The organism is Brevundimonas mediterranea (genome assembly GCF_011064825.1).
GTDB lineage: Bacteria > Pseudomonadota > Alphaproteobacteria > Caulobacterales > Caulobacteraceae > Brevundimonas > Brevundimonas mediterranea_A.
The window spans coordinates 514,964-528,020 of the sequence record NZ_CP048751.1 but is presented as its reverse complement, the minus strand read 5'-3'; the positions used below and the strand labels follow the sequence as shown (position 1 = coordinate 528,020).

At 67.8% G+C, this 13,057-nt stretch carries 15 protein-coding genes; 5 read left to right on the top strand and 10 right to left on the bottom strand.

Annotated features, from left to right (window positions below; genetic code table 11):
• Positions 1-20: 20 nt before the first annotated feature.
• On the top strand, positions 21-563 hold the full coding sequence (locus GYM46_RS02630; protein WP_008263642.1) for a hypothetical protein: 543 nt from the start codon (positions 21-23) through the stop codon (positions 561-563).
• Positions 564-599: 36 nt separating this feature from the next.
• Here the strand turns inward: GYM46_RS02630 and GYM46_RS02625 are convergent, their stop codons facing one another.
• From GYM46_RS02625 to queA, 4 genes are all read right to left on the bottom strand, one after another.
• Positions 600-908, bottom strand: coding sequence for a hypothetical protein (locus GYM46_RS02625; protein WP_008262665.1), 309 nt, complete (start codon positions 906-908; stop codon positions 600-602).
• Between the two features lie 16 nt (positions 909-924).
• Positions 925-2,037 carry a tRNA guanosine(34) transglycosylase Tgt gene (gene tgt, locus GYM46_RS02620; RefSeq protein WP_156796405.1) on the bottom strand — a complete coding sequence of 371 codons (1,113 nt, stop codon included), beginning with the start codon at positions 2,035-2,037 and terminating at the stop codon, positions 925-927.
• On the bottom strand, positions 2,034-2,519 hold the full coding sequence (locus GYM46_RS02615) for a hypothetical protein (protein WP_035310830.1): 486 nt from the start codon (positions 2,517-2,519) through the stop codon (positions 2,034-2,036). Before GYM46_RS02615 ends, tgt begins: the two co-directional genes overlap by 4 nt.
• A gap of 787 nt (positions 2,520-3,306) precedes the next feature.
• The gene (gene queA, locus GYM46_RS02610; RefSeq protein ID WP_040349318.1) at positions 3,307-4,407 is read right to left on the bottom strand and encodes a tRNA preQ1(34) S-adenosylmethionine ribosyltransferase-isomerase QueA; all 1,101 of its coding nucleotides are present in this window, start codon (positions 4,405-4,407) and stop codon (positions 3,307-3,309) included.
• A gap of 83 nt (positions 4,408-4,490) precedes the next feature.
• Here queA and GYM46_RS02605 point away from each other — a divergent pair, with 83 nt between their 5' ends.
• The 3 genes from GYM46_RS02605 to GYM46_RS02595 all read left to right on the top strand — a co-directional run bounded on the left by GYM46_RS02605 (position 4,491) and on the right by GYM46_RS02595 (position 7,440).
• Positions 4,491-4,958, top strand: a complete 468-nt coding sequence (locus GYM46_RS02605; RefSeq protein WP_008259556.1) for a hypothetical protein — start codon at positions 4,491-4,493, stop codon at positions 4,956-4,958.
• Positions 4,959-5,156: 198 nt separating this feature from the next.
• Positions 5,157-6,827 carry a lysine--tRNA ligase gene (locus GYM46_RS02600; RefSeq protein WP_164952584.1) on the top strand — a complete coding sequence of 557 codons (1,671 nt, stop codon included), beginning with the start codon at positions 5,157-5,159 and terminating at the stop codon, positions 6,825-6,827.
• A gap of 142 nt (positions 6,828-6,969) precedes the next feature.
• Complete coding sequence (locus tag GYM46_RS02595) at positions 6,970-7,440, top strand: SH3 domain-containing protein (protein WP_008260398.1); 471 nt, start codon at positions 6,970-6,972, stop codon at positions 7,438-7,440.
• A gap of 131 nt (positions 7,441-7,571) precedes the next feature.
• On the opposite strand, the gene GYM46_RS02590 is transcribed toward GYM46_RS02595, so the two are convergent.
• The 5 genes from GYM46_RS02590 to GYM46_RS02570 all read right to left on the bottom strand — a co-directional run bounded on the left by GYM46_RS02590 (position 7,572) and on the right by GYM46_RS02570 (position 10,160).
• Complete coding sequence (locus GYM46_RS02590; RefSeq protein WP_008263968.1) at positions 7,572-8,207, bottom strand: S24 family peptidase; 636 nt, start codon at positions 8,205-8,207, stop codon at positions 7,572-7,574.
• 51 nt (positions 8,208-8,258) lie between these two features.
• A complete protein-coding gene (locus tag GYM46_RS02585; RefSeq protein WP_008259595.1) occupies positions 8,259-8,696 on the bottom strand; it encodes a hypothetical protein in 438 nt (145 codons plus the stop codon).
• Positions 8,697-8,785: 89 nt separating this feature from the next.
• Positions 8,786-9,136, bottom strand: a complete 351-nt coding sequence (locus GYM46_RS02580) for a hypothetical protein (protein ID WP_008263080.1) — start codon at positions 9,134-9,136, stop codon at positions 8,786-8,788.
• 164 nt (positions 9,137-9,300) lie between these two features.
• Positions 9,301-9,693 (bottom strand): PaaI family thioesterase, encoded by a 393-nt coding sequence (locus GYM46_RS02575; protein ID WP_008260356.1) that lies wholly within the window; start codon positions 9,691-9,693, stop codon positions 9,301-9,303.
• Entirely contained in the window at positions 9,690-10,160 is a 471-nt protein-coding gene (locus GYM46_RS02570) for a PaaI family thioesterase (protein WP_008262527.1), read from the bottom strand. Before GYM46_RS02570 ends, GYM46_RS02575 begins: the two co-directional genes overlap by 4 nt.
• A gap of 80 nt (positions 10,161-10,240) precedes the next feature.
• On the opposite strand from GYM46_RS02570, the gene GYM46_RS02565 reads away from it, so the two are divergent.
• Complete coding sequence (locus tag GYM46_RS02565) at positions 10,241-11,272, top strand: ligase-associated DNA damage response exonuclease (protein ID WP_008259765.1); 1,032 nt, start codon at positions 10,241-10,243, stop codon at positions 11,270-11,272.
• 18 nt (positions 11,273-11,290) lie between these two features.
• Here GYM46_RS02565 and GYM46_RS02560 read toward each other — a convergent pair whose 3' ends face one another.
• Positions 11,291-12,946, bottom strand: coding sequence for a response regulator (locus GYM46_RS02560; RefSeq protein ID WP_008263832.1), 1,656 nt, complete (start codon positions 12,944-12,946; stop codon positions 11,291-11,293).
• Positions 12,947-13,057: the final 111 nt, after the last annotated feature.

Genomic DNA, 13,057 nt, shown 5'->3' with positions numbered 1-13,057 from the left:
GTGCGTGGTCTAAGAGCCGGATGAAGCCGATCCTCCCTTTGGCCCTCGCGGCCGTACTGCTCGCCGGCTGCAACGCCGGCCGTTCGGCCATGAGCGGCGCGGAACAGGTCAGGGCGGGGCTGGGCGACGCCGTCACCGCCCCGCTGGACGATTTCAACCTGCGGCGCCAGCTGATTCCGACGGTGCTGTTGCAGGCCGAGGCCAATCCCTATGACCTGCGTAATCTGAACCAGTGCTCGACCATCGGCGCCGAGGTGGCGCGGCTGGACGAGGCCTTGGGGCCGGATACGGACGAACCGCCGCGCCAGGACGGCTCGTACCGCAGCGAACAGGCGGCCGATGCGGCGGCCAGGGCGGCCCTGGACGCCATTCGCGGGACGACGACCGATTTCATTCCCGGACGAAGCTGGATCCGCCGCCTGAGCGGCGCCGATCAGCATAGCCGCCATGTCCAGTCGGCCATCCAGTCGGGGCGGATGCGGCGGGCGTTTCTGAAGGGGATTGGCATGCAGAGGAACTGCGCCCCGCCGGCGGCGCCGAGCTGGTTCCGGCCGAAGCGGTAGGGGCGGCTTGGCCGTTCGACCCACGATCGACGGGATCTAACGTCTGCCGGCAGGCCGCCGTTTGTCGGTGCGATCGCCTCTGATCTGAACCGCGCCTTCCTTGGTGAAGGCCTCGAAGGAGGATTTGTCGATGTTGCGGAACTCGCCAGTCCGGTCCCAGTCCCAGTCGAACGAGATCCGTTCGCCCTTGTGCGCGAACTTGCCGGACCAGTGGGCGAAGAAGGAATATTTGTCGCCGCCGATGATGATGACGTGGCGGTGCAGGGCCGTCTCGTTCCCCGCGTCGCGGGGCGGCTCTTCCAGATAGGTGTTGTAGGCGTGGAAGCCTGACTTCTCGACGCGCATCAAATGGTTCCGGGGGTCAGTTCGACACATGCCGCGCATGGAAGTCGCGGCGGAACTGTTCGAATCGGCCTTCCGAAATCGCGGCGCGCATGGCGGCGGTCAGGGCCTGGTAGAAGGCGATATTGTGCCAGCTGAGCAGGACCTTGCCGAGGATTTCGTCGGCGCGGATCAGGTGGTGCAGATAGGCCTTGGAATACTGCGACGACGGCCCGTCGATGGCGGGATCGAGCGGATCCTGGTCCTCGGCGAAGCGGGCGTTCTTCAGGTTCAGCGGGCCGTCCCAGGTCCAGGCCTGGCCGTGGCGGCCGGCGCGGGTCGGCAGGACGCAGTCGAACATGTCCACGCCGCGATACACCGCCTCGACCAGGTCGATCGGCTTGCCCACCCCCATCAGATAGCGGGGACGGTCGGCGGGCAGCATCTCGGGGGCGTAGTCCAGCACCTCGCACATGGCCTGGTGGCCTTCGCCCACGGCCAGACCGCCGATCGCGTAGCCGTCGAAGCCGATCTCACGCAGCTGGTCCGACGACTGGCGACGAAGGTCCTCGAAGGTCGAGCCCTGCTGGATGCCGAACAGGGCCTGGTTTTCCCGCTCGCCGAACCGGGCCTTGGAGCGGGCGCCCCAGCGGATCGACAGTTCCATGGCCTTGCGGGCCGCGTCCTTCTCGGCCGGATACGCCACGCACTGGTCCAGTTGCATCGAGATGTCGGCGCCGATCCGGTCGGCCTGGATCTCGATCGAGCGTTCCGGCGTCAGGACGTGTTTGGAGCCGTCGATGTGGGAGGAGAAGGTCACGGCCTCTTCCTTCACCTTTGAAATCCCGGCCAGGGACATGACCTGGAAGCCGCCGCTGTCGGTCAGGATCGGCTTGTCCCAGCCCATGAATTTGTGGAGGCCGCCCAGACGCTCCATCCGCTCGGGGCCGGGGCGCAGCATCAGGTGATAGGTGTTGCCCAGGATGATGTCGGCGCCGGTCGCCTTGACCTGGTCCACCGTCATGGCCTTGACCGTCGCGGCCGTGCCGACAGGCATGAAGGCGGGGGTGCGGATGTCGCCGCGCGCGGTCTTCAGCACACCGGTGCGGGCGCGGCCCTCTTTGGCGGAAATCTCGAAGGGGAAGGGCATCAGGCGATCAGTCGTTCAAGCTGTTCGACCCGCGCCAGATCCTTGGGGCGGCCGAACAGGCGGTAGAGGGCGATATGGTCCCGGATGTCGGGCACGAACAGCGGGACGTCGTCGATGAAGACCGGACGGCGCGACGTAAAGGCCACCGGCCGCCATTCGGCGCCGTCGCGGGTCTCCAGATCGGCCATGACCTCGACCAGGATCGGCTGATCCGGGGCGCGGCCGAAGACGGCCGAGCGGAACAGGCCCTCGCCCGGATCGGCCACGACCTGGCCGTCCAGCGCCGCCAGCAGGGCGCGGGCGTCGCGCGGGGCGCACAGGACGTCGATGTCGGGCACATGCAGGTCGGTCAGGCCGTACAGGGCCATGGCCGCCCCGCCGAAGATCCACCAGGGCTCGCGCAGATCGCGCGCGGCCTCGCCAACGGCGATCAGGCCGTCCTGGAGATCCTGCGGAAGGTCGCTTTGGAAGTCGTCGAGGGACAAGGGGGGCTCGTTTTCGTCAGCAGGCGGCATTTAAGGGGTTGGGCGGCGGAAGGCTACAGACATGCGGCGTCATCTTCGCGCTTTCGCTGCGAAGTTCATGGAGGGCTGGGCGGGGCGCCGGGCCTTCGCCCGGAGTTTTGTGTTTTGAGTACCGTTTCGACGAAGGTTTGACGCCCCGCGCGGTTGGTTGGCCTGCAAGCTCGGGGCGCCGAGCGGTGGCGGTCTTATCGCCTAACCCCATAAGCCTGCGACGGGTCGGCGGTCCCTGCGAAGAACCGTCCCGAGTGCGATCGAGTATCCCCCTCGACCCTCCAACGGCGTTTTGAGACGCCGCCGGCGCGGAGGGATTGCACCCCCGCTCCCGTTCCATCCGCCCCCGCCGCCGCAAGGTCGCAGGCCAAGCGAGCCCTCCAAGCGACGAGACCGAGGCGGATTATAGGGGGTGGGGAAACCCTGGCGGGGAAGTCGGGGCGAGAATCTGGCAAGGGGTTGGAATCGTTACGGCAGGACCAGCGTCATTGTGACAGTTGGCGCCGTTCGGGCCCCCTCCGTCTCGCCGGCTTCGCCGGCGATCCACCTCCCCCAAGGGGGGAGGATTTCGGTGTTCGCATTCCTCCCCCCTTGGGGGAGGTGGCGCGGCGCAGAGCGCCGTGACGGAGGGGGCGCTTCTGACGATGGTGATGACCCTTGCTGGCTTCTGACACCGAGTCGTCCCCGCCTGGCGCTCGCTGACGCGATCGCCTGTCCTCCCCGTTCGCCTGCGCGAACGGGGCGGTGAGCTTGGCGGTCAGGCGTGGCTTTCGGCCCCCCGGAACAGCAAGGAGCCGTCGCCGTAGGAGTAGAAGCGGTAGCCGTCGGCGATGGCGTGGGCGTAGGCGGTCTTCATCGCAGCCCGGCCGGCGAAGGCGCTGACCAGCATGAAGAGGGTGGATTTGGGCAGGTGGAAATTGGTCATCAGCACATCGACGGCGCGGAAGCGGTAGCCGGGGGTGATGAAGATGGCGGTGTCGCCGTGGAAGGGGCGGATCTCGCCGGCCTCGGTCGTGGCGCTTTCCAGCAGGCGCAGCGAGGTGGTGCCGACGCAGACGATGCGGCCGCCGGCGGCGTGGACGGCGTTCAGGGCGTCGGCGGTCTCGGGCGAGACCTCGCCCCATTCGCTGTGCATCCTGTGGTCGGCCAGGTCATCGGCCTTGACCGGCAGGAAGGTGCCGGCGCCGACGTGCAGGGTGACGGCGTGGGTCGAGACGCCCCGGGCCCGGATGGCGTCCAGCAGGGCGGGGGTGAAGTGCAGGCCCGCCGTGGGGGCGGCGACCGAGCCGTCGTGTTCGGCGAAGACCGTCTGATAGTCGGACCGGTCGCGGTCGTCCTCGGGCCGTTTGGCGGCTATATAGGGGGGCAGGGGCATGACCCCCACGTCGCGGATGGCGTCGTCCAGCGCCGGGCCGGACAGGTCGAACTTCAGGGTGATCAGGCCGTCGTCGCCCTTGGCTGTGACGGTGGCGTCGAGGCGGCCCAGATCGCAGGCGGCGTCGGCTTCCTGTCCGAAGCGGATGCGGTCGCCGGGCTTGATGCGTTTGCCGGGCTTCATGAAGGCGGACCAGACGTCGGGGGCGTCGCGGTGGTGAAGGGTGGCCTCGACGGCGACCGTCAGGGTCTCTCCTTCGGGGCCGGGGCGGGTGCGGACGCCCGACAGGCGGGCGGGGATGACGCGGGTGTCATTGAAGACCAGGGCGTCGCCGGGCCGCAGGAAGTCGGGCAGGTCGCGGATGATGCGGTCGTCCAGGGCGCCGTCCTTGACCACCAGCAGCCGGGCGGAATCGCGCGGATCAGCGGGACGCAGGGCGATGCGGTCCTCGGGCAGGTCGAAGTCGAAATCGGCGGTCTTCATCGGCGGGGCAAAGGCCATGCCGGGCGCGGGGGGTCAAGTGCGGCGGCCGGTGAACCTCCGCGCGCCTGCGGGGTTGAGGTAGCATGAAAACCCTCGCCCTCCTTCCCTCCGTCCTCATCGGCGCCGTCGCCAGCGCCCGATCCATGACGCCGATGGCGGCCCTTGCAGGGGCGCGGCTGGCGCACCGGGAGACGCCGGGGCGGCTGGTGCTGCTGGATCATCCGCTGTTCAAGTTCGGCGGTCTGGCCATGGGCGTGGGCGAGCTGTTCGGCGACAAGATGAAGTCGGCGCCGGACCGGACGGTGTTCCTGGGCCTGCTGGCGCGGGTGATGAGCGCGGGGATCGCGGGCTCGGCCCTGGCGCCGCGCGGGCGCGAGAAGCTGGGGGCGGCGCTTGCGGTGGGGACGGCCGTGCCCCTGGCCTATCTGACGCTGCGGGGACGCAAGACGGCGATGAAGCGGATCGGGCAGACGAAGAGCGGGCTGATCGAGGATGCGATCATCGTGGCGGCCGGGGCGGCGGTGGTGAGTTGGGCGGTGGGACGGCGATGACCCTGAACCCGTCACCCTCGGGCTTGTCCCGAGGGCCCACGGCGGACACGGGCTGGAACGCGACCGCACTAACGACCTGCCAACCGTCATCGTTCGAATTTCGCGGACAGGTGGGCCCTCGGGACAAGCCCGAGGGTGACGGAGCGGGTGGAAGGATAGGCGGTTGACCCGGCGGTTTGCAGACTGCAAACCGCCGCCATGCTTCAGAACCTCGAAATCCTCGCCCGTGAGGCCAAGTCCTGGCCGTTCGAACAAGCCCGCAATCTGCTGGCCCATGTTCTGAAAAAGCGGCTGGGCGAGAGCGAGCGGGCCGAGGCGCGGGCGCTGATCGATGCGGGCAAGGCCGACGAGGCCCTGGCCAAGTTCGAGGCCCTGCGCCGGCCTGTGGTGCTGGAGACGGGATACGGGCCGTCGGGCCTGCCGCACATGGGCACCTTCGGCGAGGTGGCGCGGACCACGATGGTGAGGAACGCCTTCCGGGCCCTGACCGGCGACCACTGGCGCACGCGACTGATCGCCTTCAGCGACGACATGGACGGCCTCAGGAAGGTGCCGGAAGGCGTGCCGAACCCGGAGATGCTGCGCGAGGACCTGAACCTGTCGCTGACCCGGGTGCGGGATCCGTTCGGGACGCACGACAGTTTCGGGGCGCACAATAATGCGCGGCTGCGGGCGTTCCTGGACGGGTTCGGCTTCGACTATGAGTTCATGAGCTCGACCGAGACCTACAAGTCCGGCGTGTTCGACGCGACCCTGCTGACCCTGCTGGAGCGGTTCGACGCGGTCATGGCCATCATGCTGCCGACCCTGGGCGAGGAGCGGCGCGCGACCTATTCGCCCTTCCTGCCGGTCAGCCCGATCACGGGCCATGTGCTGCAGGTCCCGACGCTGGAGCGGAATGTCGACAAGGGCACCATCGTCTTCGACGATCCGGCCGGCGGACGCACCGAACTGCCGGTCACGGGCGGTCATGTGAAGCTGCAATGGAAGCCGGACTGGGCCATGCGCTGGGTCGCGCTGGACGTCGATTACGAGATGTCGGGCAAGGACCTGATCGAGAGCGTGCGCGAGAGCGGCAAGATCTGTCGCGCCCTGGGCGGCACGCCGCCGGAAGGGTTCAACTATGAACTGTTCCTGGATATCGAAGGCAAGAAGATCTCCAAGTCCAAGGGCAACGGCCTGACGATGGACGAATGGCTGCGGTACGGCACGCCGGAGAGCCTGAGCTGGTACATGTTCCAGTCGCCGAAGTCGGCCAAGAGCCTGCACTTCAACGTCATTCCGCGCGCCATCGACGACTATCTGGCCTTCATCGAAAGCTACAAGACCCAGGAGCCGGCCAAGCGGATCGACAACGCCGTCTGGTCGATCCATGCGGGGAACCCGCCGACCCACACGTCGCCGGTGTCCTTCGCCCTGCTGCTGAACCTGGTGGGGGTGGCCAACGCCTCGACCAAGGACCAGCTGTGGGCCTATTTCGCCAAATATCTGCCCGAGGCGACGCCGCAGAACGAGCCGCTGCTGGACCAGCTGATGGACCGGGCGCTGAACTATTACGAGGACTTCGTGAAGCCCTCGAAGGCGTATCGCCTGCCGGACGACAAGGAGAAGGCGGCGCTGCTGGATCTGGCGGAACGGCTGAAGGCGTTGCCGGCGGACACCACGGACGGCGAGCTGATCCAGAACGAGGTCTATGCGGTGGGCAAGGCGCACGCGTTCGAGCCGCTGCGGGCCTGGTTCGGGGCGCTGTACGAAGTGCTGCTGGGCGCAAGCCAGGGGCCGCGCTTCGGCTCGTTCGCGGCCATCTACGGCCTGCCGCAAACCATCGCCCTGATCGAGGCGGGGGCGAACGGGCGTCTGGCGGACTAACCAGATCGGCCTTGGCGCGAACCGCTCTCGGGCGGCGGCGTCGATGAAGATGAACGGAAAATAACGGCGAAGCTCCGGGAGCCTTCAGGTTCGGCCGGGCATTGTCTCCTCATCGGCAAGCCCGATGACAGGAGATAGAGTTATGTCGAGCAAGTTTCTGAAGACGGGTCTGGCCACGGCTGCGGCGCTGGCCGCCTTGGTGACCGCCGCCCCCATGGCCGCCCAGGCCCAGGCCAATGGCGTGACCAACTGCGACGCCCCCGGCGGTCGTCAACGCGTGGGCGCCCTGATCGGCGCGGTCGTTGGCGGCGTGGTCGGCTCGAACCTGGCGCGCAACGAGCGCACGGCCGGGACCGTGGTCGGCGCCGGCGCCGGCGCGGCGGCCGGCTCCTATATCGGCTGCAACCAGCAGCGCACCCGCGCGGCGGCCCAGGCCAACGCCAACACCTATCGCGCCGGCACGAACCTGCGCATCCGCAGCGGCCCCGGCACCGGCTTCCGCCAGGCGGGCAGCCTGTCGGCCGGCCAACAGTTCACGGCCGTCGCCTCGCAAGGCGACTGGATCCAGATCGCCGGCGGCGGTTGGGTCAATGCGAATTACGTGACCCGCTAAGGGTCGCTTGCGGAAAGACTGTTTTCGGCGGCGGGCTGCTTACGCCCCGTCCGGTTCCGCCGCCGGGACAGTCGAAGGCTCACGGTTCGCCGTTTGAGCCTGGCCCCGTCCGGTTCGCCGGGCGGGGCTTTCTATTGGCTGACCCACAGGATGCGGGCCATCCATTCGATCTCGCGCCGGGGCACGATCCGGGGCGGATAGTCGGGGTTGATCGAGGACAGGGTGGCGGCGCGGGCGGTCAGGCCGGTCAGCTCCTTGGCCACCACCTCGCCCGAGGTCAGGCGCGCCACGACCCGGTCGCCGCGCCGCACGGCGGGGTCGCCGCGGTCGACGATGACACGGTCGCCCTCGCGATACAGGGGCGCCATCGAATCCCCGCTGATCCGCAGGCTGAAGGTGGTGGCGTTGACCCGGGGCAGTTCGGTCTGATCCCAGCCGTCGCCGACCGGCAGGCCGGCGTCGTCGAAGAAACCGTCCAGGCCGGCGCGGGCCAGGCCCAGCAGGGGCACGGTCGTGGACGTCGGCGGCGCGTCGTCGGCCAGGGCCGCGAACTCGGCCAGGGAGACGCCGGTCGCCTGAAGCATCAGGGTCATGCTCTCGGTCGAGGGCCAGCGGGGACGGGGCGGATCGCCGGCGCCGAACCGTTTGGACGGATTGAAACTGGTCGCATCCAGCCCCGCCCGCCGGGCCAGCCCCGACGGCGACAACCCCTCGCGCCGCGCCAGGGCGTCCACGGCCTTCCAGAGTTTCGCGTGCGACAGGGGCATGGGGTTCCCGCGACTGAGTCGGGGAAGTTTAGGGGATGGGATTAGGAATTTCTACCTAGACGCAAACTCGGCCTCAGCCTTGCGCTCCTGCCAGGCCCAGAAGGTGCCGACGCCGATGCAGATGATGATGAGATAGCCGATCAAGTTCATCACTGTGTAGAGCGACGCTATGGGGATCGTCTTCGTCGTCAGGATCATGATGTGAGCCATGACAGTAATCAGCTGTAGGCCGGCTACCCATACGGGCCAGGATTGATGCGCCCGCCAGGCTAAAGCGGCGAATACCACTAGGGACATCGCATCAATGAGAAACATCCCAATAGGCAATCCGCGAAAGCCGTTGTTCTCCTGAACGAGCAGTGAGGCGAACCAGGCGGCAAGAAGATAACCGGCACCGACTCGTTCTCGCGGTCCGCCCTTGATGAAGGCGAAAAGGACCATGCCGACCATGAAGATCGCGCCGACGACCGCATAACCCATGTTCACCATGCAAATCGCCCCCGCACTGAGTGCACGGGGGCGATAATGAACCATTGCTGGTTAAACGATAATGTCAGTCCGCTAAGCTTACCAAAAATTCACCCGACCGAGCGAAGGTGGCCGGTCTGCTTGACAGGCTTGGGATCAAGCCAGTCGTCGGGCTTGCCAACCGGACCGATGGCGTAGGTGCCGTAACCCATACGACGGTGATCCTTCTGGAGTTCCGCGTGGCAGGCGACGATGGACTCGCGGGCGGCGGCGAGGGCGGCGATGGTTTCCATGGCCTTGGCCTGCGACGCGGTGGCGGCGACGGGCGAAAGGGACAGGGCGGCGCGGGCGCCGATGAAGGATTGAACCAGCGTCGTCGCCTGGGTGATGGCGGCGTCGATCGCGTGTTCGGTCGCGTGGAGATCGCCGGCGACGCTGGCGATGACTTCGGTCCGTTCCATAGAAAGCCCCTAAAACAAGGTTTACAAGAGATGTAAGCTTAACATGGATTAACCTTGCTTGGTAGAGTCTTGTTAACCGTGATGGTCGTGCGCGTGTTCAGCGCCGATTGTTCGACGAACGGGGTGTCATTTCTGTTTTCGTCCGCCCGAAGCCGCTGAAAGGCTTAGGGATTGTCCAGCAGGAAATGGGCGGTCAGGGAGGCGATGGGCTGGCTGCGGGCTTCCTGCCAGGCCTCGGCCTGGACATGGGCGACGCGGCGGCCGGCGCGGCTGATGCTGGCGCGGGCGAAGACGTCGACCGGGCGGCCGGTGCGCAGATAGGCGACGGTGACATTGATCGGGCGGGGCAGGCGCGGGCTGGGGAAGGCCAGGGCGACCTGGGCCATGGCCGTCATCTCCAGCAGGGCCGCCGTCGAACCACCGTGCAGGGCCGGAAGCATGGGATTGCCGATCAGCCGGTCGGCGAAGGGCAGGATGACGGTGATCTCGTCGCCGCTGACCAGGGTCTGAAGGTTCAGGAAGCGGGCGTAGGGGATGCGTTCGAGAAGGTCGCTCATGCCGTGGCCTCACGGCTGGCGGCCGTCTTTTCCCGGTGCGGGCGGGCGCGGTTCAGCACATAGGCGGACTGGGCCGCCGCGACCGGGTCGGATGGGTCTTCTTCGAAGGCCCAGGCCCGGACGAAGGCGATGGTCGGCGTCAGCCGGTAGCATTTCCCCTGGGCCAGCAGGTCCACGCGCGGATGGGCGGCGCGCATATAGTCCACCCGCAGATCCAGGGTGGCGATGGGCTGAAACTCGGCCATGGCCGTCCAGACCGCCAGGCCGCCGATGTGGTCCAGCAGGGTGGTGACGAGGCCGCCGGCCAGGACGCCGGTGCCGGGATCGCCGACCAGATCGGGCCGCCAGGGCACGCGAATGCGGGGATCGCCCTCGTGCAGGCCGTCGAAGACGAAGCCCAGCGCACTGGTGTGGGCGGACCCCGTCGCCAGCTGGGGCAGGATGGTGTCGACGAAACTGTCTTGCATGCGAAAGGAACGCCCGTGAAGCCGATGATCGTCTCCTGTATGGAGGGGGGACCCGACGGCGTCGAGAGCGTTACGGTCCCATGATCCGCCCCGAAGACCTGCTGCACCCCACGCCCGCCGGCCTGTATTGCCCGCCGGGTGACTTCTACGTCGATCCGGTGCGGCCGGTGGATCGGGCGGTGATCACCCACGGCCATTCGGATCATGCGCGGGCCGGGCACGGCGTGGTGCTGGCGACACGCCAGACCCTGGCCATCATGGCCGAACGCTATGGCGCCGAGTTCGCGGGGCAGATGCGGGCTGTGGAGTATGGCGAGGCCGCCGCCGTCAACGGCGTGGACCTGCGGCTGGTCCCGGCCGGCCATGTGCTGGGCTCGGCCCAGGTCGAGGCGAGGTGGAAGGGCCTGACCATGGTGGTGTCGGGCGACTACAAGCGCCGGCGCGACCCGACCTGCCCGGCGTTCGAGCCCACGCCCTGTCACGTCTTCATCTCGGAGGCGACCTTCGGCCTGCCGGTGTTCCGCCATCCGCCGACCGAGGAGGAGATCGGACGGCTGGTCCGGTCGCTGGGTCAGTTCCCGGAACGCGCCCATCTGGTCGGCGCCTACGCCCTGGGCAAGGCGCAGCGGATCATCATGAGCCTGCGCGAGGCGGGGTGGGAGCGGCCGATCTATGTCCACGGGGCGATGGAGCGGCTGAACGCCCTGTATGAACGCGAGGGGATCGACCTGGGGCCGGTCCTGCCGGCGCGGGGTCTGGGCAAGGGCGCCTTGGGCGGCGAGGTGGTGATCGCGCCGCCGTCGGCGATCCAGGATCGGTGGGCCCGCAGTTTCGCCGATCCGGTGACGGCCTTTGCGTCCGGCTGGATGGGGGTGCGGGCGCGGGCGCGTCAGAGGGGCGTGGAACTGCCGCTGGTGGTGTCGGATCACGCCGACTGGGGCGAACTGGTCGCCACCTTCGAAGAGCTGAAGCCCGACGAGATCTGGATCACCCACGGCCGCGAGGAGGGGCTGCTTCGATGGGCCGAGCTGAACGGCCAGAAGGCGCGGGCGTTGCGCCTCGTGGGCTACGACGAGGAGGATGAGGAGGCGCTGGAGGTCCGGCCAGACTGAGCCAGGGCCTGAAGCGCGTCAGGCGCGACGGGCGGCGCGGCGCTTTGGAGCCTGGGCGCTCTCACCATCGCCCTCGCCACTGTCATCGGCGGCGGCCTGGGTCGTCGAGAGGGCGGCGTTCATCGCCATGCGCAAGCGTTCGGGCTTGATCGGCTTCTCGACCACGGCGGCCATGCCGATGGACAGATAGTGTTTGGCGTCTTCCGGATCGGCGTTGGCGGTGAGGGCGACGATGGGAATGCGGCTGACCGGACCGTTCAGGGCGCGAATGGCCTGGGTGGCCTGGACGCCGTCCATGCGCGGCATCTTGATATCCATCAGGATCAGGTCGTAGCGGTTTTCCTGAACGGCCTGAAGCGCCTCGATCCCGTCTTCGGCCAGTTCCGAGCTGCAGCCGAACATTTCGCACAGGGCCTGGGCCACCACGCGGTTGGTCGCATTGTCGTCGACGATCAGGATGTGCGGGGCGGACTGGAGGTTCAGCTCGGACAGGTCCGACACGTTCGACGGGGTCTCGACCTCGACCACGGCGCGGCGCGCGGTCAGGTCGAAGGCGAAGGTGGCGCCGCGGCCCTGGTTGTTCTCGGCCCAGATGCGCCCGCCCATGCGGTCGACCACCTGACGGCAGATCGACAGGCCCAGGCCGGCGCCGTCAGGCCCCGAGCCGTGAACAAAGGGTTCGAAGACGGAATCGACGCGGTCTGCGTCCAGGCCGGGGCCGTCGTCGCGGACGCGGGCCTGCATGCGGATCTGGTCGCCCTCGACCCAGGCCTTGAGCCGGGCCTCGACCATGCCGTTGCGCGCGAATTTCAGGGCGTTGCCGATCAGGTTGTTGAACACCTGTTTCAGCCGCACGCCGTCGATGACGGCCGCCAGTTCGGTGTCGCCCTCGTAACCGACCATCAGGGTCACGCCGTCCTGGGACGCGCGCGGCTCCCACAGGGACTGGACGTCGTCCATGACGGCGCGGAGCGGGGTGGGGACGGGGTTCAGCTCAAGCTCGCCCGCCTCGGCCTTGGACAGGTCGACCGCGTCCTGAAGGATGCGCAGCAGGCTTTCGGAGGAATCGACGATGGTTTGGACGTGGGCCTGGGCCGCCTCGTTCAGAGGTTGGCGGCGCAGCAGTTCAGCCACGGCCAGAACGCCGTTCATAGGGGTGCGCAGCTCATGGCTCATGATGGCCAGGAACTGGCTCTTGGCGCGGGCGGCGGCGATGGCCTGGGCGCGGGTGTCGTTGAGGATGGCGGTCTGATCGGCCATCCGGGCGTCGTATTCACGCTGGCGATCGGTGGCGGCCTTGAGCAGGGTCGCCGCTGTGCCGACCCCATGATACCGGCCGTTCCTGGTGACGATGAAGCCGCGCAGCAGGGCGGCGGGACCGCCGCGCAACATGATGTCGGAGAAGGCGTCGATCCGGGTGTCGCCTTCGACGACCGCAGGCTCGGCGTCCATGGCGAAACTGATGGGGCGGTTGTCGTAAAGGGCGTGGCCGAAGCGGCCGGCGATTTTCTGAAGGAAGGCGGTGCGTTCGACCAGACCCACGGGACGGCCATTCTCGACAACCGGGATGACCAGGGTGTCGGGTTCGCGCTCGAAACGCGCAAGCACCGCGCAGCCGAGCGTGGACGGGGCGATGGGCTCGGGCCGCTCTGAAAGGGTCTCAATGATCGGCATACTGCCCAGAACTCCTTACTCCCTGACAACCTTGACCGGAAGCGCTTGCGGATTAGTTAAGCTGGATCAAAAAGTTTCGTGGATGAAATGCGGCGTCAGGTGCGGACTGGC

What these genes read in the sequence shown, in the direction of transcription:
- GYM46_RS02585 (WP_008259595.1), bottom strand. Translation starts at nt 8,696, where the DNA reads ATGGTGAACATGGGTTATGCGGTCGTCGGCGCGATCTTCATGGTCGGC.
- GYM46_RS02600 (WP_164952584.1), top strand. Translation starts at nt 5,157, where the DNA reads ATGCTTCAGAACCTCGAAATCCTCGCCCGTGAGGCCAAGTCCTGGCCG.
- GYM46_RS02595 (WP_008260398.1), top strand. Translation starts at nt 6,970, where the DNA reads ATGTCGAGCAAGTTTCTGAAGACGGGTCTGGCCACGGCTGCGGCGCTG.
- GYM46_RS02590 (WP_008263968.1), bottom strand. Translation starts at nt 8,207, where the DNA reads ATGCCCCTGTCGCACGCGAAACTCTGGAAGGCCGTGGACGCCCTGGCG.
- GYM46_RS02630 (WP_008263642.1), top strand. Translation starts at nt 21, where the DNA reads ATGAAGCCGATCCTCCCTTTGGCCCTCGCGGCCGTACTGCTCGCCGGC.
- GYM46_RS02580 (WP_008263080.1), bottom strand. Translation starts at nt 9,136, where the DNA reads ATGGAACGGACCGAAGTCATCGCCAGCGTCGCCGGCGATCTCCACGCG.
- GYM46_RS02605 (WP_008259556.1), top strand. Translation starts at nt 4,491, where the DNA reads ATGAAAACCCTCGCCCTCCTTCCCTCCGTCCTCATCGGCGCCGTCGCC.
- queA (WP_040349318.1), bottom strand. Translation starts at nt 4,407, where the DNA reads ATGAAGACCGCCGATTTCGACTTCGACCTGCCCGAGGACCGCATCGCC.
- GYM46_RS02560 (WP_008263832.1), bottom strand. Translation starts at nt 12,946, where the DNA reads ATGCCGATCATTGAGACCCTTTCAGAGCGGCCCGAGCCCATCGCCCCG.
- GYM46_RS02565 (WP_008259765.1), top strand. Translation starts at nt 10,241, where the DNA reads ATGATCCGCCCCGAAGACCTGCTGCACCCCACGCCCGCCGGCCTGTAT.
- GYM46_RS02575 (WP_008260356.1), bottom strand. Translation starts at nt 9,693, where the DNA reads ATGAGCGACCTTCTCGAACGCATCCCCTACGCCCGCTTCCTGAACCTT.
- GYM46_RS02570 (WP_008262527.1), bottom strand. Translation starts at nt 10,160, where the DNA reads ATGCAAGACAGTTTCGTCGACACCATCCTGCCCCAGCTGGCGACGGGG.
- GYM46_RS02625 (WP_008262665.1), bottom strand. Translation starts at nt 908, where the DNA reads ATGCGCGTCGAGAAGTCAGGCTTCCACGCCTACAACACCTATCTGGAA.